Annotated in this window: 18 protein-coding genes; 7 read left to right on the forward strand and 11 right to left on the reverse strand. The window is 65.3% G+C overall.

The window, feature by feature from the left end:
* The first annotated feature begins 33 nt into the window (after positions 1–33).
* Entirely contained in the window at positions 34–1,206 is a 1,173-nt protein-coding gene (locus L1965_RS04980; protein WP_235755307.1) for an acetyl-CoA C-acetyltransferase, read from the forward strand.
* A gap of 90 nt (positions 1,207–1,296) precedes the next feature.
* Entirely contained in the window at positions 1,297–2,022 is a 726-nt protein-coding gene (phbB, locus tag L1965_RS04985) for an acetoacetyl-CoA reductase (protein ID WP_235755308.1), read from the forward strand.
* A 75-nt stretch (positions 2,023–2,097) separates the two neighbouring features.
* On the opposite strand, the gene L1965_RS04990 is transcribed toward phbB, so the two are convergent.
* Genes L1965_RS04990 through L1965_RS05000 form a run of 3 tightly spaced genes read right to left on the reverse strand, consistent with a single transcriptional unit; the run spans position 2,098 to position 3,282 of the window.
* Entirely contained in the window at positions 2,098–2,262 is a 165-nt protein-coding gene (locus L1965_RS04990) for a YdcH family protein (protein ID WP_235755603.1), read from the reverse strand.
* Between the two features lie 59 nt (positions 2,263–2,321).
* The gene (locus tag L1965_RS04995; protein WP_235755309.1) at positions 2,322–3,080 is read right to left on the reverse strand and encodes a tRNA1(Val) (adenine(37)-N6)-methyltransferase; all 759 of its coding nucleotides are present in this window, start codon (positions 3,078–3,080) and stop codon (positions 2,322–2,324) included.
* Positions 3,073–3,282 (reverse strand): putative signal transducing protein, encoded by a 210-nt coding sequence (locus L1965_RS05000; RefSeq protein WP_235755310.1) that lies wholly within the window; start codon positions 3,280–3,282, stop codon positions 3,073–3,075. Before L1965_RS05000 ends, L1965_RS04995 begins: the two co-directional genes overlap by 8 nt.
* A 74-nt stretch (positions 3,283–3,356) precedes the next feature.
* On the opposite strand from L1965_RS05000, the gene L1965_RS05005 reads away from it, so the two are divergent.
* Complete coding sequence (locus tag L1965_RS05005) at positions 3,357–4,358, forward strand: polyprenyl synthetase family protein (RefSeq protein WP_235755311.1); 1,002 nt, start codon at positions 3,357–3,359, stop codon at positions 4,356–4,358.
* 105 nt (positions 4,359–4,463) lie between these two features.
* On the opposite strand, the gene L1965_RS05010 is transcribed toward L1965_RS05005, so the two are convergent.
* On the reverse strand, positions 4,464–5,801 hold the full coding sequence (locus tag L1965_RS05010; protein ID WP_235755312.1) for an ammonium transporter: 1,338 nt from the start codon (positions 5,799–5,801) through the stop codon (positions 4,464–4,466).
* Between the two features lie 396 nt (positions 5,802–6,197).
* On the opposite strand from L1965_RS05010, the gene L1965_RS05015 reads away from it, so the two are divergent.
* Positions 6,198–8,504, forward strand: a complete 2,307-nt coding sequence (locus tag L1965_RS05015) for a transglycosylase domain-containing protein (protein ID WP_235755313.1) — start codon at positions 6,198–6,200, stop codon at positions 8,502–8,504.
* Positions 8,505–8,539: 35 nt separating this feature from the next.
* Here L1965_RS05015 and L1965_RS05020 read toward each other — a convergent pair whose 3' ends face one another.
* The 4 genes from L1965_RS05020 to L1965_RS05035 all read right to left on the reverse strand — a co-directional run bounded on the left by L1965_RS05020 (position 8,540) and on the right by L1965_RS05035 (position 11,940).
* On the reverse strand, positions 8,540–9,919 hold the full coding sequence (locus L1965_RS05020; protein ID WP_235755314.1) for an ATP-binding protein: 1,380 nt from the start codon (positions 9,917–9,919) through the stop codon (positions 8,540–8,542).
* A 6-nt stretch (positions 9,920–9,925) separates the two neighbouring features.
* Positions 9,926–10,465, reverse strand: a complete 540-nt coding sequence (locus L1965_RS05025) for a heme NO-binding domain-containing protein (protein ID WP_235755315.1) — start codon at positions 10,463–10,465, stop codon at positions 9,926–9,928.
* A gap of 82 nt (positions 10,466–10,547) precedes the next feature.
* Complete coding sequence (locus L1965_RS05030; RefSeq protein WP_235755316.1) at positions 10,548–11,153, reverse strand: MlaC/ttg2D family ABC transporter substrate-binding protein; 606 nt, start codon at positions 11,151–11,153, stop codon at positions 10,548–10,550.
* Positions 11,143–11,940 (reverse strand): MlaA family lipoprotein, encoded by a 798-nt coding sequence (locus L1965_RS05035; RefSeq protein WP_235755317.1) that lies wholly within the window; start codon positions 11,938–11,940, stop codon positions 11,143–11,145. The genes L1965_RS05030 and L1965_RS05035 overlap by 11 nt, the downstream gene beginning before the upstream one ends.
* A 179-nt stretch (positions 11,941–12,119) precedes the next feature.
* Here L1965_RS05035 and L1965_RS05040 point away from each other — a divergent pair, with 179 nt between their 5' ends.
* From L1965_RS05040 to L1965_RS05050, 3 genes are all read left to right on the forward strand, one after another.
* On the forward strand, positions 12,120–13,871 hold the full coding sequence (locus L1965_RS05040) for a type I secretion system permease/ATPase (RefSeq protein ID WP_235755318.1): 1,752 nt from the start codon (positions 12,120–12,122) through the stop codon (positions 13,869–13,871).
* Between the two features lie 362 nt (positions 13,872–14,233).
* Positions 14,234–15,487 (forward strand): HlyD family type I secretion periplasmic adaptor subunit, encoded by a 1,254-nt coding sequence (locus L1965_RS05045; RefSeq protein WP_235755604.1) that lies wholly within the window; start codon positions 14,234–14,236, stop codon positions 15,485–15,487.
* A gap of 108 nt (positions 15,488–15,595) precedes the next feature.
* Complete coding sequence (locus tag L1965_RS05050) at positions 15,596–16,909, forward strand: short-chain fatty acid transporter (protein ID WP_235755319.1); 1,314 nt, start codon at positions 15,596–15,598, stop codon at positions 16,907–16,909.
* Positions 16,910–16,974: 65 nt separating this feature from the next.
* On the opposite strand, the gene rnr is transcribed toward L1965_RS05050, so the two are convergent.
* From rnr to dapE, 3 genes are read right to left on the reverse strand one after another with little or no spacing between them, the layout of a single operon-like run.
* A complete protein-coding gene (gene rnr, locus L1965_RS05055) occupies positions 16,975–19,236 on the reverse strand; it encodes a ribonuclease R (protein ID WP_235755320.1) in 2,262 nt (753 codons plus the stop codon).
* A gap of 43 nt (positions 19,237–19,279) precedes the next feature.
* Positions 19,280–19,696, reverse strand: coding sequence for a GNAT family N-acetyltransferase (locus tag L1965_RS05060; RefSeq protein WP_235755321.1), 417 nt, complete (start codon positions 19,694–19,696; stop codon positions 19,280–19,282).
* Positions 19,697–19,703: 7 nt separating this feature from the next.
* A complete protein-coding gene (dapE, locus tag L1965_RS05065) occupies positions 19,704–20,840 on the reverse strand; it encodes a succinyl-diaminopimelate desuccinylase (RefSeq protein WP_235755322.1) in 1,137 nt (378 codons plus the stop codon).

Genomic DNA, 20,840 nt, shown 5'->3' on the forward strand with positions numbered 1-20,840 from the left:
CGAACATTCGGCGCAGATGGGAAGGAGCCCTTCATGACCAAAGCCGTTATCGTATCCGCCGCCCGCACGCCGGTCGGCAGCTTCATGGGATCATTCGCCAATGTTCCGGCGCACGATCTGGGCGCAGCGGTGCTGCGAGAAGTGGTCGCGCGTTCCGGCATCGATCCGGCCGAGGTCAGCGAAACCATCCTCGGACAGGTACTGACCGCGGCTCAGGGACAGAACCCGGCGCGTCAGGCGCATATCAATGCCGGCTTGCCGCAGGAATCCGCCGCCTGGCTGATCAATCAAGTGTGCGGCTCGGGGCTGCGCGCGGTCGCGCTGGCCGCCCAGCAGGTCGTGCTTGGCGATGCCACGGTCGTTCTGGCGGGCGGACAGGAAAGCATGTCGCTGGCCACCCACGCCGCCTATCTGCGCGCCGGGCAGAAGATGGGCGACATGAAGATGATCGACACGATGATCCGTGACGGGCTGTGGGACGCGTTCAACAACTACCACATGGGCCAAACCGCCGAGAATGTGGCGGAAAAGTGGCAGATCACCCGCGATCAGCAGGACGAATTCGCCGTTGCCTCGCAGAACAAGGCCGAGGCCGCCCAGAAGGACGGTCGCTTCAGCGACGAGATCGTTTCCTACACCGTCAAGTCCCGCAAGGGCGACAGCGTCGTGGACAAGGACGAATACATCCGGCACGGCGCGACGATGGACGCGATGCAGAAGCTGCGCCCGGCCTTTGCCAAGGATGGCTCGGTCACGGCGGCCAACGCCTCGGGGCTGAACGACGGTGCCGCCGCAGTCATGGTGATGACCGAGGAAGAGGCCGCGCGTCGGGGGCTTACGCCGCTGGCACGCATCGCCTCTTATGCGACCGCCGGTCTGGATCCTGCGATCATGGGCACCGGTCCGATCCCTTCCAGCCGCCGGGCGCTGGAGAAGGCCGGCTGGTCGGTCGGCGACCTCGATCTGGTCGAGGCCAACGAGGCTTTCGCCGCTCAGGCCTGCGCCGTCAACAAGGACATGGGCTGGGATCCGTCGATCGTCAACGTGAACGGCGGCGCCATCGCCATCGGTCATCCGATCGGCGCATCCGGGTGCCGCATCCTCAACACCCTGCTGTTCGAGATGAAGCGCCGTGACGCGAAAAAGGGCCTGGCGACGCTGTGCATCGGCGGCGGCATGGGCGTGGCGATGTGCCTCGAGCGCTGATTGGCAGAAGCCGGCGCGCAACGAACTTGCGCGCCGGAAGCTGGATCGGTAACAAGATTGCCTAACACCCAAGTTCGGAAGGGGGGAATTATGTCGAAAGTTGCACTGGTCACGGGGGGTACGCGTGGCATCGGCGCGGCGATTTCCAAGGCGCTGAAAGAGGCCGGTTACACCGTGGCGGCGAACTATGCCGGCAATGATGAGGCCGCGAAGGCCTTTACCGACGAAACCGGCATCAAGACCTATAAATGGTCGGTCGCCGACTATGATGCCTGCTCGGCCGGCATCAAGCAGGTCGAGGACGAGTTGGGCCCGGTTGCGGTGCTGGTCAACAACGCCGGCATCACCCGCGATGCGATGTTCCACAAGATGTCGCCGCAGCAGTGGAAAGAGGTCATCGACACCAACCTGACGGGCCTCTTCAACATGACCCATTCGGTCTGGGGCGGCATGCGTGACCGCAAGTTCGGGCGCGTCGTCAATATCAGTTCGGTGAACGGCCAGAAGGGTCAGGCCGGTCAGGCGAACTATTCGGCGGCCAAGGCCGGCGATATCGGTTTCACCCGCGCTCTGGCGCAGGAGGGTGCGCGCGCTGGCATCACCGTAAACGCCATCGCGCCGGGCTATATCGGGACCGAAATGGTGCGTGCCATCGACGAAAAGGTCCTGAACGAGCGGATCATCCCGCAAATTCCGGTTGGTCGACTGGGCGAGCCCGAAGAGATCGCACGGACAGTTGTCTTCCTGGCCGCGGACGATGCCGGTTTCATCACCGGCTCGACGATCAGCGCCAATGGCGGGCAGTTCTTCTCGTAACGCCACCCACGGAAACGAAAATGGCCCGCGCAGATCGCGCGGGCCTTTTGCATTGCTCTGTCACCGTTCAACGCGTCAGTGGGACAGCCGGGAGATTTCTTCCTTGAGGCGAAGCTTTTCGCGCTTCATCGAGGTGATCTCAAGATCATTCGTACCAGGACTTCTCTGCGCCTTTTCAACGGCATCCGAAAGTGACTGGTGCTTCCTGCGCAGCTCCTCAACATGGGAAGTAACCGACATCGCGTCCTCCTCTGTGGTTATGTCGAACATGATTATTGCACCACAGCTTTTTGATTCTGTCACGAGACTTTCGCAAACAGCCCCGTGATCGGCTTGCCCTCGCGCAGGACCTGCCGCGCATCCACCGTCAGATCCTCGCCGTCTGCACCATGCACGGGCGCCTGGTGAATCACGAACGGTGCCAGCAGGCGCAGCGAAGAGCGCGCGCCCTTGCGGGCCGTCAGCAGGACGCGCCCCGCCTCGCGGCCGGCACGCGCCGCGACCGGAAGGATCGTCAGTGCCCCGGCGCGCCCCGCCAGCGACGCGATCAGGGCATCCAGCCGATCCGCCCGCTGGATCACGGCAAACATGCCGCCGGGTCGCAGCCGTCTGAGGCCGGCGTCGATCCAATGGGCCAGCGGAGTGTCCTCTTGCCTGGCGGCGGCGCGACCGGGCAGCATGGACGGTGTGCCGCCAAGAAAATAGGGCGGATTGGCGATGACATGGTCGAAGGCCTGCTGCCGCAACGAATCTGGCGGATTGGCCAGGTCGCCGGTCAGGACGGTCATCTCGATGCCATTGACTGCAGCGTTGTGTCGCGCCAGGTCGGCGTATTCAACCTGTCGCTCCAGCCCGGTCAGCCGAAGGCCCGGAACCCGCCAGCCCAGGCAAAGGCTGGCCACCCCGGCGCCGCAGCCAAGCTCCAGCACCGACTGTCCTGGCCGCGCGGTGCAGGCGGCTGCCAGCATCACCGCGTCGGCGCCCGAACGATATCCGCGCGCGGGTTGGGCGATCCGCAATCGCCCGTCCAGGAACCCGTCCTCGCGCAGTTCAGTCATCCAGCCCGGCGTCGCGCAGGATCGCACGCGCCATGAATTCGTCGCGATCGGCGATCATCACGCGCCGCGGCAGGATGCCGATCGATCCTTCCAGCACGCTCATGTGCTGGTCCAGTTCGAATGCAAGGATGCCCTCGCCCTGAAGAAGGTCGAGGACCCGCGAAATGCGGACGGGGTCGTTGCTGCGCAAAAGTTCTTTCATGAGAAACAGGTAAGCGGCGGTTGCGAATTTGTCGATGCCGTGGCAATGCGAGGGCTCGGGAACAGGGTGTGGGCATGGGTGTGAACGAAAACGTCCAGAAACCGCTGGATCGGTTGTCGGAGAAGCTGGCCGCCGAGATGGAGGCCGTGAACGCGCTGATCCGGGCGCGCATGTCCAGCCGGCACGCGCCGCGCATCCCCGAGGTGACCGCGCATCTGGTCGAGGCTGGCGGCAAGCGATTGCGGCCCATGCTGACCTTGGCGGCGGCCAGGCTGGTCGGCTATGACGGCCCATACCACGTGCATCTGGCGGCGACGGTCGAATTCATCCACACCGCAACCTTGCTGCATGACGATGTGGTGGATGAAAGCCGCCAGCGCCGTGGACGGGCGACCGCCAACCTGCTGTGGGACAACAAGTCGTCGGTGCTTGTCGGCGACTACCTGTTCGCCCGCAGCTTCCAGCTGATGGTCGAGCCGGGAAACATGCGCACGCTTGAAATCCTGGCAAATGCCAGCGCGACGATTGCCGAAGGCGAGGTTTTGCAGCTGACGGCCTCGCAGGACCTGGCCACCGACGAAAATGTCTATCTGCAGGTCGTCCGCGGCAAGACCGCGGCGCTGTTTTCCGCCGCGACCGAGGTCGGCGGCGTCATCGCCGGGGCGCCCGAGGCGCAGGTTCAGGCGCTGCATGATTATGGCGACGCGCTGGGGATCGCCTTCCAGATCGTCGATGACCTGCTGGATTACGGCGGGGCGACGCAAACCATCGGCAAGAATGTCGGCGATGATTTTCGCGAGCGCAAGCTGACCCTGCCGGTCATCAAGGCTGTCGCCAAGGCCGATGCCGACGAGCGCGCCTTCTGGGTCCGCGTGATCGAAGAGGGCGACCAGCGCGACGGCGACCTGGAGCATGCGCTGCAACTGCTGTCACGTCACGGCGCGATGCAGGCGGCGCGCGCCGATGCGCTGGACTGGGCTGAACGGGCCAAGGCTGCGCTGTCGCTGCTGCCTCGGGATCCGATTCGCGACATGCTGTCGGATCTGGCCGATTTCGTGGTCAGCCGGGTCGCCTGACCGGCCGCGCGCATCCCGAACACCGCCGCCCCGCGCCGTTCTTCACCTGAAAGGCGGGCCGCTTGCGCGGCCCGCCTCTCTCCGGGAAGAGACTCTGTGTGCGGTCTATTTCGCCTGCACGAAGTCGGGATAGGCCTCCATACCCATTTCCGAGATGTCGAGCCCGGTGATCTCGGCCTCGCGATCGACACGGATCCCCATCGTCGCCTTGAGCACCGTCCAGATCACGAAGCTGACGATGAAGGTAAAGGCACCGATCGCCAGCACGCCGATCGCCTGCGTCACGAAGCTGGTATCGGGGTTGGTCGCCGGCACGATCATCGTGCCCCAGATACCCGCGACCAGATGCACCGGGATCGCGCCGACCACGTCGTCGATCTTCAGCCTGTCCAGCAGCGGCACCACGATGACCGCAATCGCACCACCCACGCCGCCGATCAGCAGGGCCGCGAAGACCGTAGGAGCCAGCGGTTCGGCCGTGATCGACACCAGTCCCGCCAGAGCCCCGTTCAGGACCATCGTCAGGTCGATCTTGCCGTACAGCAGTTGCGTCGTGATGATCGCTGCGATGGCCCCGGCCGAGGCGGCCATGTTGGTGTTCACGAAGATCCGGCTGACATCGGCCGCGTCGTTCACCGACCCGATTGCCAGCTGCGACGCTCCGTTGAAGCCGAACCAGCCCAGCCAGAGGATGAACGTCCCCAGCGTGGCCAGCGCCAGATTCGAACCCGGCATCGGCTGCATCCGACCGTCGCGGCGATACTTGCCATAGCGCGCGCCCAGCACGATCGCGCCGGCAAGCGCGGCGAACCCGCCCGTGGCATGCACCAGCGTCGAGCCGGCGAAATCCGCGAAACCCATTTCGGACAGGAAGCCGCCGCCCCACTGCCAGCTTGCCTCGATCGGATAGATCACCCCGGTCAGGATGACGGTGAAGATCATGAACGGCCACAGCTTGACCCGCTCGGCCAGGGTGCCCGAAACGATCGACGCCGTCGTGGCGCAGAACATCAACTGGAAGAAGAAGTCGGATCCTGCGGAATAGCCGTCATCCACCACGCCGGCGCCGACCGGGTCCAGAGCCTTGGGACTGAAGATCTCGCCAATGACGCCGGACACGGTCCAGTCGGCCGGATACATCAGATTGTAGCCGATCAGCCAGTACATGATGCCCGCGATCGCGAACAGCGAGATGTTCTTGAAAAGCTGGGTCGTGACGTTTTTCGACCGGACCAGCCCCGCCTCGAGCATGGCGAAGCCGGCGGCCATCCACATCACCAGAAAGCCCCCGATCAGGAACAGCAGCGTGTTGAAGATATAGGCCACCTCGGCGCTGACGGCAGGGGGGGCGTCGGGTTCGGGCGTTGGCGCGGCCTCCTGCGCCAAAGCAGGCAGCGCGATCAGTGCAAGCGCCGCAACCAGTCCGGGGATCATCTTTTTCATAAGTCGTCACCTGTCTTCTGGTGGGGCGGCCGCAATGTGGACCGCCAACTAGGGCTTGATCCGCAGTTCCACCCCATCTGCACAAGTCATGGGCGGTGAAGCAGGAGGCAGAAACAGGAATTGCCTGCAAGAGGGGCATACTGGCGTGGACATGCCGGATTTCACGGCAACCCGGGAGCGCCCCCGGCGCGATCCGCGGCAAATCCGTGCGGCAGCGACGAGTCCGATTGCAGCGCTTGCAGCCTGATCCTGGCCGCATCGGCGGTTGGCCGCAGACAGGTTTCCCTACGCCATCACGGATTGGTCAGGTCAATTCCATCGCGGCAGTTCTTGCTGTATGGTGCATCTCAATTTGGCCACGAAAACCGGCCCGGCAGAGACGCAGGCATCCAACGAATGAAACGACCCACCGGCACCCCGAAGCGAACGGGCCGCAGCCCCGTTGCCGAGAAACGCAACCAAACCGCTCCGTCGGGCCAGCCGAAGGCAAGCGTGAAACGGCACAAGACCCGCCCGGCCCGCCGCGGCAATGCCGTCGTGCGGGCGATCACCGGCACGGTCAGCCTGCTGTGGCGGATCATCTGGGGATCGCTGTGGCGGCTGGCGATGGTGATGCTGCTGATCGTCGGCGCAGCTTCGGCCTATTACTATACCGGCCTGCCCGAACCCGAGGAACTGTTCGACGCCCGCGCCCGCGGCAGCGTGACCATGCTGGACCACGAAGGCCGCGTCTTCGCCTGGCGCGGCGAATCCTTCGGCACGGTGACCAGTGAAAAGATCGCCCCGGTCCTGCGCAATGCCGTGGTCGCGACCGAGGATCGCCGTTTCTATCAGCATCTCGGCATCAGCCCGCGCGGCATCGCCGGTGCCGTCAAGATCAACCTGGCCGAGGGCCGCGGACCGCTTGAGGGCAATGGTGGCTCGACGATCACCCAGCAGGTCGCAAAGCTGTTGTGCCTGGGCGAGACCTTCGATCCGATTCGCTGGGAGAACGAGGCAGAGTTCGAAGCGGACTGCCGCGTCGGCAGCCTGTGGCGCAAGGCCAAGGAAGTGCCATTCGCCTTCGCGCTGGAGGCCAAGTATTCCAAGGATGACATCCTCAACATCTACATGAACCGGTCCTATCTGGGCGCCGGAGCACGTGGCTTCGAGGCCGCCAGCGAACGTTACTTCAACAAGCCCGCCACCGATGTGACGCCCGCCGAGGCCGCGATGCTGGCCGGGCTTCTGAAGGCGCCCAGCTACTTCGCGCCGACCGCCAACCTGCAGCGCAGCCAGGATCGCGCCAATGTGATCCTGAGCCTGATGCACGAAGAGGGCTACCTGGACGACCAGGAACTGGCGACCGCCAAGGCACGGCCGGCGGTCCTGTCCAAGGCGGCCTCGGCCCGCGCGGGCGGGTATTTCGCGGATTGGGTGATGGAATCGGGCCCGGGTTTCCTGACCAGCGAAACGGCCGAGGATGTGACGATCAAGACGACGTTCGACCAGCGCATTCAACGCGCCGCAGAACGGGCCATGGCGCGCACGTTCGATGAGAAGGTGAAATCCGGCAGCAAGGCGCAGGTCGCGGTCGTCGTCATGTCGGCCGACGGTGCCGTGCGGGCGATGATCGGCGGGCGTGACACCACCGTGAACGGCGCGTTCAACCGCGCCATCCAGGCCAAGCGCCAGACCGGGTCCAGCTTCAAGCCGTTCGTCTATGCCGCGGCGCTAGAGGCCGGGTATTCGCCGTCGGATACGGTGCAGGACGGTCCGTTGACCATCCGCATCCCGGGCAGCAAGCCGTGGTCCCCGCAAAACTATTCGCGCCGCTTCTATGGGCCGGTCACCCTGACCGAGGCCCTGAAACGCTCGCTCAACACCGCCACGATCCGTGTTCAGGAATCGGTCGGCCGCGACGCGGTGCGACAGGTCGCCCATGATTTCGGCATCGTCAGCAACCTTACCACAAGCCCCTCGCTGGGTCTGGGGGCCTCTGAAGCCACGCTGCTGGAACTGACTGGCGCCTATGCGGGCATCCGCAACGGCGGCACCTCGGTCGCGCCATACGGCCTCGTCGAGCTGAACATCAAGGGCGATGACCAGCCGTTGATGGGCCAGATGGGCGGCATGGGGGAGCGCGTCATCAGCCAGCGCGCGGCCGGGCAGTTGATCTACATGATGCAGCAGGTGATCGACAGCGGTACCGGCACCCGTGCCAAGCTGGGCGATCGCCCCGCAGCGGGCAAGACCGGCACAACCAGCAGCTACCGCGATGCCTGGTTCGTCGGTTTCACCGAGCAATATGTGACCGGTGTCTGGATGGGCTATGATGACAACACCCCGCTGACTGACGTGACCGGGGGCGGCCTGCCGGCCGAGATATGGCAGGCGGTGATGTCCGATATCCACGAGGGCCTGCCGGTCCTTCCGCTTTCCACGGTGTCGCCGGATGGCAGCGGGATCATCATGTCGCATGGTCAGGGAACGCCCAAGGTCGTCACATCCGGCTCGGCCGATGATCCGCTGGCGGCGGCGCTGGCCGGCGTGATGAACGGCGTGGACAATCAGCGCAACGCCGAGCAGTCGGGCGGTCGCGTGCTGACCGCCCCGACCGAGATCGGTGGCGGCGGCGCCCCGCGGACCGAGGGGACAAGCAACAGCGCCAGTTCGGACGACGCGCTCAGCCGCGCCTTGAACGGCATATTTGGCGGCAACTAGCGCCCGCCCTTCACGGCTGTCCAAACGGGACTGCGTCAGGCTTCTCCGGGGTTGTCCATGTCCGGCAGGACCGTGACCAGCGCCTTGATCAGCTTCTCGCGCGCTATCGGCTTGGCGACGCTGAGATCCATGCCGCAGGCGAGGTATTCCCGGATCTGGTGCAGCATCACGTTTGCGGACAGCGCCACGATCGGGGTTCGCGGCAGCCCGGCTTCGGCCTCGACACGCCGGATGGCCTTCGTCGCATCGATCCCGCTCATCACCGGCATCGCCACGTCCATCAGGATCACGTCGGCTGCCTCGGCCTTCCAGGCATCCAGCAACGCCTGCCCGTTCGCGACGATTTCCAGCCGCAGGTCATAGCGGCTCAACAGGCTTTTCAGCACCAGCTGATTGGTCAGGTTATCCTCGGCGGCCAGCACCCGCAGCGGCCTGCTTGCCAGCCGGTCGATGAACCGTCGCTCGTGGTCGAGAGGCGCAGCCTTCGGCTGCACAGTGACCCGCGCAACGCGCATCGTCGCGGTAAAGAGGCTGCCTTTTCCGGTCCGACTTTCCGCGACCAGATCGCCGCCCAGCATCCGACACAGCCGCCGCGAGATCGCAAGACCCAGCCCGCTGCCGCCATAGCGCCGCGAGATGCCGGCATCGGCCTGGTTGTAGGGAATAAACAGGCAAGACATCTGCTCGGGGCTTATGCCGATCCCGGTATCAGACACCTCGATCCGCAGCAGCCCGCCGGCATCCGCCGCATCATCCATGCGGACATTCACGGAGATCTGCCCCCTGTCCGTGAACTTGACCGCATTCGAAAGCAGATTGCCCAGGACCTGTCGGAGGCGTGTCGGATCGCCCGTGATCCAGCTTTCCGTCTCGATCTCGACAGCCAATTCCAGCCCCTTTTCTTCGGCCTTCAGCCGGTAAAGACGTTCGATCGCTCCGACCGCCTCGGTCAGATCGAAGGGCATGGTCTCGATTTCCAGCCGGTCGGCCTCGATCTTGGAAAGGTCGAGGATGTCGTTCAGGACGGACAGCAGCAGATCACCCGATTCGACGATCACCGCCAACATCTTGTGTTGCGAGGGCGACAAGGACGTCTCGGTCAGTGCCGTCGCCGTGCCCAGGATGCCGTTCAGAGGGGTGCGGATCTCATGGCTCATATGAGCCAGGAACGCCGATTTCGCTGCGTTGGCCGCCTCGGCCTGGTGGCGCGAGGCCTCAAGCTCGGCAGTGCGTTCGCGCACCGCCCTTTCCAGCCGCCTGGCCTCGCGGACAAGGCGCTGATTGGCCTCGTAAAGCTGGCGACTTTTCGCTTCCAGCAGCGTCTCGGCCTCGTGGCGAGCGCGACGCTCTCGTTCATAGCGGGTCCGGGACACCGCCGGATGCGGCCCATTCCTGCCCTGGGTCATGCCGGTCATGTGGTGTCAGCCTGCCATGCGGACGGTGAATTCGGTTGCATGCTCGTCCTGAAGGCTCAGGTCACGCCGCGAAATATGAGCCGGCTGCCCAAAATGCAGGACACATGCCTCGATCAGCCCGTGGCAGACATCGGGCAGCGCCCGGGGCGATCGATAGATCAGGCGCAGCGACCTGCCGTCCGCAAGGCGATGGCTTTCGAAGGTCGGCAGTTCCGCATCCGGGTAAAGCTTCCGTACCTCGACATGCACCTCGCCTTCGATCGCTTCCAGCATCGACAACGCATCCGTCCGCGCCGCGAAATGGGTCGGATAGGTTTCTACAAAGCGTGCGTGCATCCATTTGCCGAAGGCGCGCTGAAGGTCTGCCGACGATGTGTTGGCGCGATCGGAGAACGCGCCCACCAGATGCATCAAATCGCTGCAGGGGTAATTGCCGACCGTGGAATAGGCACCGCCGGAGGACAGTGGCACGCTGTCGAGCACCTCGTCGACCGCCGCTTCTCCAAGCAGATCATCGGCCATCGCCAGCAGCTCGACGAATATCATTCCCTTCACGATGTTCCCTCCGCGATATCGGCGGGAATCACCTTACGCTGCAGCGATTAAGGCTTTCTGAACGACATGGGGTTCAGCCTGCCCGCTGCAGATCCGCGGTCAATGCGGCGACATCGCCCCGGCGGCGCGACAGCATCGCCGCCATCTCGGCGCGCTCGGAGGCCAGCATGTTCACACCCTCGATGATGATGTTGAAGAACAGGTTTCGCCCCGACTTGTCCGAGACATGCCATTCCACCTCCATCGGCGCGCGGCCGTTCAGATAGGCCGTCGAGGTTACGGCGAAGAAGCTTTTCAGGGGCCTGGCGCCGCCCACCTGCACGCGCGCGCCAACGAAATCGCGGAACCGCTTGCCGTATTTGCGGCCGATATAACCCTGGAACGCCTGTTTGTAGGCCGCGAATTGCTGGCCGCCCAACTGCCGGGCAGTCGGGCCCAGTGCCGAGCGGGCAATGATGTCGACATCGGCATAGCGCGCAAAGATCGCCTCGAACTGACGATACATCTGGGCGGGCGGCTGGCCGCTGTTGATGACGGAATAGACCTCGCCAAGCGCCTTGTCGATGAGCGCCCTGGCCTGTTCGGAATCCAGCGCGTGGGCGGGGCTGGCGCGCAGCAGCATCGCGGATGCCCCGCCCGCAGCCAGAAGCGCCAGCACCCGTCGGCGATCATTCCGCATAGGGGTCGATGGGATCGGGGCCCGAGCCGGTTTCGTCATAAGGATCAATTTCATCGCCATCTTCTCCCAGATCGTGACGGCGGTGCATCAGATAGATCAACCGCGTTTGTGCATAGCTGTCGGCACTATCTCGCAGGACACTGTCCACCGTATCCCCGAAACGTGCGCGATCACCGGCTTTTGAGCCCACCCGCAGGCCAAGCGCCAGCACCCGCTGACGGTCGGTCCCCAGCAGTTGCCGCAGCGGGTCGATGACAGCATCGACCAGCTTGCCGACCGCGTCGCGCTGGGTCGAGGGGCCCAGAACCGGCAACTCGACATAGGCGCCTTCGGGGACCCCCCAGACCGCCAGCGTCTCGCCGAAATCGGTGTCGGCCTCGGGAAGCCCGAAATCACGGCCCGCAGGATCGAACAGACCCGCGATCCCCAGCGTCGAGTTCACCGCGAATCTGAAGAAATTCTTCGCGGCCGGTTCCGGGCGGCCCTGCAGAAGGCTGTTGGCCACCTTGCCGGGCAGGGACAGGTTCGAGCCCATGTTGATCACCAGATCCAGAGGGCCGGGCGATCCGGCGTCCGCCGCCCCTTCGTCGCTCCCCTTGGCAAGTCGTGCGACCGGGCCGATCACACGGGCGTCAAGCGCCTTGTTGAACGCATGCACGCGGCGATTGCTGACCTCGTATGGATCGTCGATCCGAATTCCATCCTGCATCACCGGCCGCGAGGCACAGCCTGACACGGCAAGCGACAAGAGCACGATGACGGGGTAAAGAAACACAGGGCGGCGCAAAGGAATTCCTAACCATTCGGGCATTAAGCCGATCCAGACAGGACGAAGTGCTGACAGTCGGCGCTTGACGGGCAATAATGCTCCGGCGACCTTGCGGCAAGTCGGTCTCGGCTGCAATGCCGCACCAACGCCGCCACCGGGCGATACAGGAAGAGACAGGTCATGAGGACGGTAACGGCATGAGCAAGGCGCCATTTCTGCCGGATGGCGGCCAGGAGCTGCGAAAGGCCCGATCGGCCGGGCTGCCGCTGTTCGCGGCCGTGGCGCTGTTTTCGGCGGTCGTCAACCTGCTGATGCTGACCGGCCCCCTGTTCATGCTGCAGGTCTATGACCGCGTGCTCAGCTCGCGCTCTCAGGAAACGCTGGCGGCGTTGTTCATTCTGGTGGTCTTCCTGTTCTTGCTGATGGGCATTGTCGATCTGGCCCGCAACCGCGTGACCCAGCGGATCGCCGCGCGGTTCCAGGACCGGATGGAGGGGCGCGTCTTCACCGCCGCGCTTCGCGAGGGGGCAATCTCGGGCGACGAGTCGGCGGCGGCCGCCAGTGGCATGCGCGATCTGGATTCCGTGCAGCGATTCGTCGGGTCACCGGTGATGCTGGCGATCTTCGATCTGCCCTGGGCACCGATCTTTCTGGCGGTGGTGTACATCTTCCACCCGATTCTGGGCGTGGTGGCCACCATCGGCGGGCTGATTCTGGTGATCTCGACGATCGCGAATCGCTGGATGACGCGCCGCCCGCTGCAACAATCGACCCGCGCCTCGGCACAGGCGCAGCGGATGGCCGATCTTTACCGTGACGAGGGAGAGGTCATCGGCGCGCTGGGGATGCGCAGCGCCACCTTCGACCGCTGGCGCAAGGCGCGCAGCGACGCGCAGGAGAATGCCGTACGCGGAGCCGATGTCTCGACCGGCTTTACCGTGTTTTCGCGCAGCTTCCGGCTGTTCCTGCAAAGCGCGATGCTTGCGGCTGGCGCCTATCTGGTGCTGCGACAGGAACTGACGCCGGGCGCCATGATCGCCAGTTCGATCATGATGGGCAGGGCGCTGGCCCCGGTCGAGCAACTGGTCGGGGGATGGGCCGTCGTGCAGTCGGCGCAGGACGGCTGGGAAAGGCTTTCCCGGCTGCTGTCGCGCCAGCCCGCCGAACAGCCCAGGACCCCCCTGCCCCGGCCCGAGGCGCAGCTGGACGTGCGGCAGCTTTCGGTGGCACCTCCGGGTCAGCCGTTGGCGACCCTGCGTGGCGTCAGTTTTTCGGTGGCTCCAGGCCAGGCGCTCGGGGTGATCGGACCGTCCGGCGCGGGCAAGACCACGCTGGCGCGCGCCTTGATCGGCGCCTGGCAGGTGGGCGCGGGCTCGATCCGGCTGGGCGGTGCGACGCTGGATCAGTTCGACCCCGACGTGCTGGGCTCGATGATCGGTTACCTGCCACAGCAGGTCACGTTGTTCGACGGCACGATCGCCGAAAACATCGCCCGGCTATCGCCCAATCCCGATCCCGAACGGGTTGTGCGCGCGGCGCGCGCCGCGGCCGCACACCAGATGATCCTTGACCTGCCCAACGGCTATGACACGCGGATCAGCCAGACTTCGGGGCGGCTTTCGGGGGGGCAGATCCAGCGCATCGGCCTGGCGCGCGCGCTTTATCCCGACCCGGTGCTGCTGGTTCTGGACGAGCCGAATTCCAACCTGGACAACCAGGGATCCGAGGCGCTGAACGCAGCGATCCGGCGCGTCAAGGCACAGAAAGGCACCGTCATCATCATGGCGCACCGCCCCGCCGCCATCAACGAATGCGAATTGCTGCTGGTGCTGGAGCAGGGCGTCCGCAGGGCCTTTGGACCCCGCGACCAGGTCCTGCAAGAGATGGTGCAGAACTCGGCGCAGATCAGGAAGGCGCAAGAGGCTGGCCGCAGCGGAGGCGTGACATGACCGAGGACAGCCGCAAGCCAGGCGCTCCGGATCCGGATGCGCGGGCCAAGGCAAGGCCGGCGCCGACCGATCCGCCGCTGCGCCTTTCCAACCCCGAGGGCCCGCCGACGGAGAGGACGGAAACACGGGATGTGCCGACAGCAGCGCCGCATGCCGGCCCGGCCGCGCCCGGACCCCTGCAGGGCGCGGCGGCCGGGCCGCAGACCCGGCCGGGATTGGCGCGGTCGTCCTCGGCGGCCGCGCCAGGCAGTCCGGCGCGGCCGCCGCGCAAGGTCCCGCCGCCCTCTCCGCCGCCACCGCCCAGACCGATCGCCGCCGCTGATCCGGACCGTTGGCCGGTCCGGGGCCCGCTGATCCTTGGGATGCTGGGCATCGTCGTGCTGATCGGCGGATTCGGGCTTTGGGGCATGCAAAGCCGGATCTCTGGTGCGGTCGTCGCACCCGGCCAGGTCGAGGTGGAACAGCAGCGGCAAGTGGTCCAGCATCCCGATGGCGGCGTCGTCAGCCGGATCGCAGTCGTCGAGGGACAGACCGTGGATGCCGGCGATCTGCTGATCAGTCTTGACGGCACGCTTCTGGCAACCGAACTGGTCATCGTCGAGGGTCAGTATTTCGAGATCCTGGCCCGCCGCGGCCGGCTGGAGGCCGAGCGCGCGGATGCCGACCAGATCAGCTTTCCCGAGCAGCTGACAAGCGCCGCCGGCACGAACGAAGATCTGACCGGCCTGGTCGACGGGCAGCGAAGCCTGTTCGAAAGCCGCCGCGATACGCTGCGCCAGTCGCTGGAGCAGTTGCAGAAACAGTCCGAACAGGTCAGTGCGCAGATCAACGGCATCGACGCGCAGATCGACGCCTTGGGCAAGCAGCGCGAACTGATCGCCGAGGAGCTTGAAGACCAGCAGTCCCTGCTTTCGCGTGGGCTGGCGCAGTCGTCCCGTGTGCTGGCGCTGCAGCGCGAGGCGGTGCGGCTGGACGGCCAGCTTGGCGAATTGCAGGCCAACCGCGCGGAGGCCGAGACCCGACAGACCGAACTGGACATCCAGCGCCTTCGCATGGGGGCACAGCGTCGCGAAGAGGCCGAAACCCAACTGCGCGACCAGGGCTATCGCGAACTGGAACTGGCCGAGCGCCGCCGGAGCCTGATCGAGCAGATCGAGCGTCTGGAAATCCGCGCGCCGGTGTCGGGGATCATCTACAACCTCCAGGTCACCACGCCGCGCTCTGTCATCGGTCCGGCCGATCCGGTGATGTATGTCATCCCGCAGGACCGTCCGCTGGTGATCGGCGCGCGGGTCGCGACCATCAATGTCGATGAAATCCAGATCGGTCAGCCCGTCGCCCTGCGCTTCTCGTCCTTTTCCTCGCGCACAACGCCCGAGATCGACGGCAAGCTGGACCGGATTTCCGCCGATGCGCTGATGGATGAGGCGACGCGAACGCCCTACTACCGCGCCGAGATTACCATCCCGGCCGAGGAACGCGAAAAGCTGGGTGAGTTGGCGCTTATTCCGGGCATGCCGGTCGAGGTGTATATCCAGACCGGCGAACGCAGCCCCATGTCCTATCTGCTGAAGCCCCTGGCCGATTACTTCAACCGCGCCTTCCGCGAGAACTGAGCCGCCAGGTCACAGCGGTCACCCAGCCACGCGCGACGGGCGAGCGCATTTTCTTGCCTTTCGGGGCAGCCTGCCGCAGGCTGCCCCAAAACAACAAGGAACACCAACATGTTGAGAGCCCTGTCCCGGCCGGCGACCAGACTTATGGAAAGCTGGCTGCCCGACGCCTTCATCTTCGTGATCATCCTGACGCTGGTCGCCGCCGCGGCCGCGATCGCGACACAGGGCGTGTCACCCGTAGCGCTGGTGGGGATATGGGGGAACGGATTCTGGTCGTTGCTGCAATTCGCCATGCAGATGCTGCTGGTGCTGGTCACCGGCTTCATCCTGGCCAGTTCGCCACCCGTGCGGCGCATCCTGCAATGGGTGGCGGGGTTTGCCACTTCGCGCGGCTCTGCGATCATCCTCGTCAGCCTGGTGTCGTTGGGGGCAAGCTGGATCAACTGGGGGTTCGGGCTGGTCGTCGGCGCGATATTCGCCAAGGAGCTGGCACGCCAGATCCGGGTGGATTATCGGCTGCTTGTTGCAGCGGCCTATTCGGGCTTCGTGATCTGGCATGGCGGGCTGTCGGGCTCGATCCCGCTGACCATCGCGACCGAGGGCCATTTCACCCAGGACCAGATCGGCGTGATTCCGACCTCGGAGACGATCTTTTCGGCCTTTAATCTGCTGATCCTGCTGGCGGTTGTGATCGTCGTCCCTGTCGTCAACCGGCTGATGCTGCCACTGGAATCCGAACAGGTGCTGATCGACCCGGCCAAGCTGAACGACGACACAGGGCCCGCGCCCCTGTCACGCCACGCCACCCCGGCCGAGCGGCTTGAAAACAGCCCCGTCCTGATGTGGCTGATCGGCATTCCCGGTCTGATCTGGCTGGCCACCTATTTCGCCGGCGGCGGCGGCATCAACCTGAACGTCGTGAATTTCCTTTTCCTGTTCCTCGGCATCCTGTGCCACGGCACGCCCCGCAGCCTGCTGGCGGCGCTTGATGACGGGGTGCGCGGTGGTGCGGGTATCGTCATCCAGTTCCCGTTCTATGCGGGGATCATGGCGATCATGACGGATACCGGCCTGGCAGCCAGCCTGTCGGAATGGTTCGTCTCGATCTCGACGGCCGACAGCCTGCCGTTCTGGAGCTTCATCAGCGCCGGGATCGTCAATGTCTTCGTTCCGTCGGGCGGCGGGCAATGGGCGGTCCAGGCCCCGGTGATGCTGCCGGCAGCCGAGGCGCTGGGTGCGGATATTTCGCGTGTGGTGATGGGCATTGCCTGGGGCGATGCGTGGACCAATCTTCTGCAGCCGTTCTGGGCGCTGCCGATGCTGGGCATCGCGGGGCTGAAGCCGCGTGACATCATGGGTTTCTGCGTGGTGCAGCTGCTGATCACCGGGGTCATCATCGGCGGGCTGCTGTATCTGCTTTAGCGTCACCCTGCCGACATATCGGCGCGGATATCCATGCAACGGGGCAAGGGCGGGAATTCCCGCCCTTATCTTTTCCGGCGACGCTTGGAGGCGCGCTTGATCTCGGCCAGGCGCGACGTCGTCGCCATGCGACGCGGCCCGCCGCCGCGCTTGCCTTTTTGCGGGCCGCGCGGCAGGGGAGCGCCGTCAAGCTCCAGAAGTTCCAGCGTCAGACCTCCGGTGACCGGGACAGCCTCGGTCAGACGCACCATGACCCGCTGACCGATGCCGATCCGAAGCCCGGTATCCGCGCCCGTCAGCAGCTGTGCATCGGGATCGTAGTGGAAATATTCCCGGCCCAGATCGCGGATCGGCAGCAGCCCGTCGGCGCCGGTCTCGTCAAGCTTCACGAACGCGCCGAAACGCTGGATGCCACTGATCCGGCCGGCCATCTCGGTGCCCACCCGGTCGGCCAGATAGGCCGCCAGATAGCGGTCGGTGGTGTCGCGTTCGGCGGCCATGCTGCGACGTTCGGTTTCGCTGATATGGGTGGCGGTCTCGGACAGCCTTTCCATATCCTGCGCCGACAGCCCGTCAGGCTTGCCGTCGCGGCCCCCGCCCCAGCCATGCGCCGTGATCAGCGCACGATGCACGACCAGGTCGGAATAGCGCCGTATCGGCGAGGTAAAATGCGCGTAGGATTTCAGCGCCAGGCCGAAATGGCCATAATTCTCGGGATGGTAATACGCCTGCGTCATCGATCTCAGGGTCGAGATGTTGATCAGTTCGTCGAAGTCGGTGCCTTCGGACTGGGCAAGAAGCCGGTTCAGATGGCCGGTATGCAGCACCTGCCCCTTGGCCAGGTTGAAGCCCGACGCCTGGGCCACCTCGCGCAGCGCGTCGATCTTGTCCAGGCTGGGCTCTTCATGGACGCGGAACAGCAGCGGGCGCTGACGACGCGTCAGCTCCTCGGCTGCCGCGACATTGGCCAGAACCATGAATTCCTCGATCAGCCGGTGCGCGTCAAGGCGTTCGCGGAAATTCACGGCCTTCACACGCCCGTCCGGCGTCAGTTCGATCCGGCGTTCGGGCAGGTCCAGATCAAGGGGCTGGCGGCGCGCGCGCGCCTCTTTCAGCAGGCCATAGGCATGCCACAGCGGCTTGATGACGCTGTCCATCAGCGGTTCGGTATGGCTGTCCGGATTGCCGTCCGCGCCGGCCTGGGCCTGTTCATAGGACAGGCTCGCGCGGCTGTTCATCATGCCACGATGGAAATTGTGACTGATCTTGTTGCCCTGTGCATCCAGACGCATCCGAACGGCGATCACCGCGCGATCGACCCCTTCGTGCAGCGAACACAGGTCCGCCGACAGCGCCTCGGGCAGCATCGGCACCACGCGGTCAGGGAAGTAGGTCGAGTTTCCGCGCGTCCACGCCTCGCGGTCCAGCGCCGAGCCGGGCCGGACATAATGGGCGACATCGGCGATGGCGACCCAGATCGAGGCCCCGCCATCCTGTTCGATCGTCGCCCCCACCGCATCGTCGTGATCCCGCGCATCCGACGGGTCGATCGTCACCAGAGGCAGGTCGCGCAGATCCTCGCGGCCCTTCATGGTGGCAGGTTTCGCGGCTTCTGCCTCTTCGATGGCCTTGTCGGGAAATTCGTCGGGGATGCCGTGCTGGTGGATCGCGATCAGGCTGACAGCCTTGGGCGCCGAAGGATCGCCCAGCCGCTCGACGATGCGCGCCAGCGGCAGGCCCATGCGCGCCTTGGGACCGGCCTGCTCGGCCTGGACCAGCTCACCGGGTTGCGCGCCAAGCGTGGCGTCGGCTTTGACGCGCCATTCCTTGTCCTGCCCCTTGTCGATCGGAACGATCCGGCCGCCTTCGGTGTCCTTGCGGAAGATGCCGACGATCCGGTGCGGCGCGGCCGTGATCCGGCGCATCAGGCGGGCCTGGTATTGGTGGTCCTCGCCGTGAACCTCGACCAGCCGGGCCAGAAAGCGTTCGCCACGGGCCAGCGCGGGATCGCTTTCACGCGGCATGTAGAGGATCCGCGGCATCGGACCCTCGCCCCGCCACTCCATCGGTCTGGCGAACAGGTCGCCGGACCCGTCCGGCGCAAGCAGTTCCAGAACCGACACGGCGGGCAGCTTCTCGGCGTCCAGATAGTGCCGACGGCGGCGTTCCAGCTGCCCCTCGGCCTCGAGTTCCTTCAGAAGGCGCTTCAACTCGATCCGCTGCGCCCCCTTGATCCCGAAGGCCTTGGCGATGTCGCGCTTGGAATTGGCGTCGGGATTGTCCGAAACCCAATCCATGATCTGTTGCTTGCTGGGAATCTGCGTCATGGGTCTGCCTGAATTGGATGAAAGCGCGATGATGCGGGCCGCGTCAAAGTTCTCGGGTCATGTCGCGATGAGCGATCCCGGCATCGTCATAGATGGGGCCGTCCACGCTGAAACCAAGCCGCTCGTAGAACCCGATCGCATGGACCTGGGAGCCCAGCCGCGCATGGGTGATGCCGGGGCGCGCGCGCAGCACGTCCATGGCCGCGCGGATCAGCGCGGCGCCCAGCCCCGAACCGCGCGCCTCGGCCAGCACACAGACGCGGCCGATCTTTCCCGTCGCACCCTTGAGCAGGATCCGCGCGGTGCCGACCGGCGCGCCCTCCTGCCAGACCAGCAGATGCAGGGCCTCGCCGTCCAGACCGTCCCACTCTTCGGCCTCGGGCACGCCCTGTTCCTCGATGAACACGGTGCGTCGCAGCGCCCGACACGCGTCAAGGTCCCGGGTCAGTTCGATCCTCATGACTGCCTCACGCGAAATATTCCTCCAGAATACGCTGATAGATCGCCTTCAACTGGTTGACCTGGTCCTCGGGCACGCGTTCATCGACCTGGTGCATGTAACGGCCGACAAGCCCGAATTCGACCACCGGGCAATGATCCTTGATGAAGCGCGCGTCCGACGTTCCTCCGGAAGTGGACAGTTCCGGTCGCCGCCCGGTTTCCTGTTCGACGATGCGCCGCACCAGATCCACGAACGGCCCCGGTTCGGTCAGGAAGGCCTCGCCCGAGAGATCGACCTCGATCGTCAGCGTGACGCCGGTTTCATCGCTGATCGCGCGCGCGCGCCGTTCCAGATCCCTCGACAGCGATTCGCCGTCATGCAGGTCGTTGAAGCGGATATTGACGACTGCGGAAGCCGTTTCGGGAATGATGTTCGAGGCGGGGTTGCCACAATCGATGCTGGTGATCTGCAATCCCGACGGTTCGAAATGCTCGGTCCCCTGGTCCAGCGGCGCAGAGATCAGGCCATCAAGCAGCCGCGTCAACGCGTGCAGCGGATTGCGGGCGCGATTCGGATAGGCGGCGTGGCCCTGCACCCCGCGGGCCGCGATCCGGAAGGTGGCGGATCCGCGCCGGCCGATCTTGATCATCTCTCCCATCTCGCTGGGGTTCGAGGGCTCGCCCACAATGCAGACATCCATCCGTTCGCCCTGCGCCGCCATCCAGTCCAGCAATGCCCGCGTGCCATCCCGGGACGGCCCTTCCTCGTCCCCGGTGATCGTCAGGATCACGGCGCCGGCAGGCGGCGTCGCGGTGACGAAATCGATGGCGGCGGCAACAAACGCCGCGACGCCGGATTTCATGTCGGTCGCGCCGCGGCCCCAGATCACGCCGCCCTCGACATGACCGCTGAATGGCGGATGGGTCCAGGAGCCCAGATCGCCGGGCGGCACCACATCGGTGTGGCCGTTGAACCCGAAGGTTCTGGCGCCCCTTGCGCCCCAGCGGGCGAACAGGTTGGGCGTATCGCCGCGATCGACGCGCCGGACCTCGAAACCTGCGGCGGACAGCAGGTCGGCCAGCATGACCAGCGCGCCGCCCTCTTCGGGCGTCACCGAGGGGCAGCGTATCAGGCGGGCGGTCAGGTCGGCGGCATCGGTCAT

Origin of the sequence: Paracoccus salsus (assembly GCF_021556615.1) — a bacterium.
In the GTDB taxonomy this organism is placed as follows: Bacteria; Pseudomonadota; Alphaproteobacteria; order Rhodobacterales; family Rhodobacteraceae; genus Paracoccus; species Paracoccus salsus.

Coding starts and splice junctions, on each gene's coding strand:
- L1965_RS05010 (WP_235755312.1), bottom strand. CDS start 5,801: ATGAAAAAGATGATCCCCGGACTGGTTGCGGCGCTTGCACTGATCGCG.
- L1965_RS04990 (WP_235755603.1), bottom strand. CDS start 2,262: ATGTCGGTTACTTCCCATGTTGAGGAGCTGCGCAGGAAGCACCAGTCA.
- L1965_RS05020 (WP_235755314.1), bottom strand. CDS start 9,919: ATGACCGGCATGACCCAGGGCAGGAATGGGCCGCATCCGGCGGTGTCC.
- rnr (WP_235755320.1), bottom strand. CDS start 19,236: ATGACGCAGATTCCCAGCAAGCAACAGATCATGGATTGGGTTTCGGAC.
- L1965_RS05000 (WP_235755310.1), bottom strand. CDS start 3,282: ATGAAAGAACTTTTGCGCAGCAACGACCCCGTCCGCATTTCGCGGGTC.
- L1965_RS05040 (WP_235755318.1), top strand. CDS start 12,120: ATGAGCAAGGCGCCATTTCTGCCGGATGGCGGCCAGGAGCTGCGAAAG.
- L1965_RS04980 (WP_235755307.1), top strand. CDS start 34: ATGACCAAAGCCGTTATCGTATCCGCCGCCCGCACGCCGGTCGGCAGC.
- L1965_RS05050 (WP_235755319.1), top strand. CDS start 15,596: ATGTTGAGAGCCCTGTCCCGGCCGGCGACCAGACTTATGGAAAGCTGG.
- L1965_RS05045 (WP_235755604.1), top strand. CDS start 14,234: ATGCTGGGCATCGTCGTGCTGATCGGCGGATTCGGGCTTTGGGGCATG.
- L1965_RS05030 (WP_235755316.1), bottom strand. CDS start 11,153: ATGCGGAATGATCGCCGACGGGTGCTGGCGCTTCTGGCTGCGGGCGGG.
- L1965_RS05025 (WP_235755315.1), bottom strand. CDS start 10,465: ATGATATTCGTCGAGCTGCTGGCGATGGCCGATGATCTGCTTGGAGAA.
- L1965_RS04995 (WP_235755309.1), bottom strand. CDS start 3,080: ATGACTGAACTGCGCGAGGACGGGTTCCTGGACGGGCGATTGCGGATC.
- L1965_RS05005 (WP_235755311.1), top strand. CDS start 3,357: ATGGGTGTGAACGAAAACGTCCAGAAACCGCTGGATCGGTTGTCGGAG.
- L1965_RS05060 (WP_235755321.1), bottom strand. CDS start 19,696: ATGAGGATCGAACTGACCCGGGACCTTGACGCGTGTCGGGCGCTGCGA.
- dapE (WP_235755322.1), bottom strand. CDS start 20,840: ATGACCGATGCCGCCGACCTGACCGCCCGCCTGATACGCTGCCCCTCG.
- phbB (WP_235755308.1), top strand. CDS start 1,297: ATGTCGAAAGTTGCACTGGTCACGGGGGGTACGCGTGGCATCGGCGCG.
- L1965_RS05015 (WP_235755313.1), top strand. CDS start 6,198: ATGAAACGACCCACCGGCACCCCGAAGCGAACGGGCCGCAGCCCCGTT.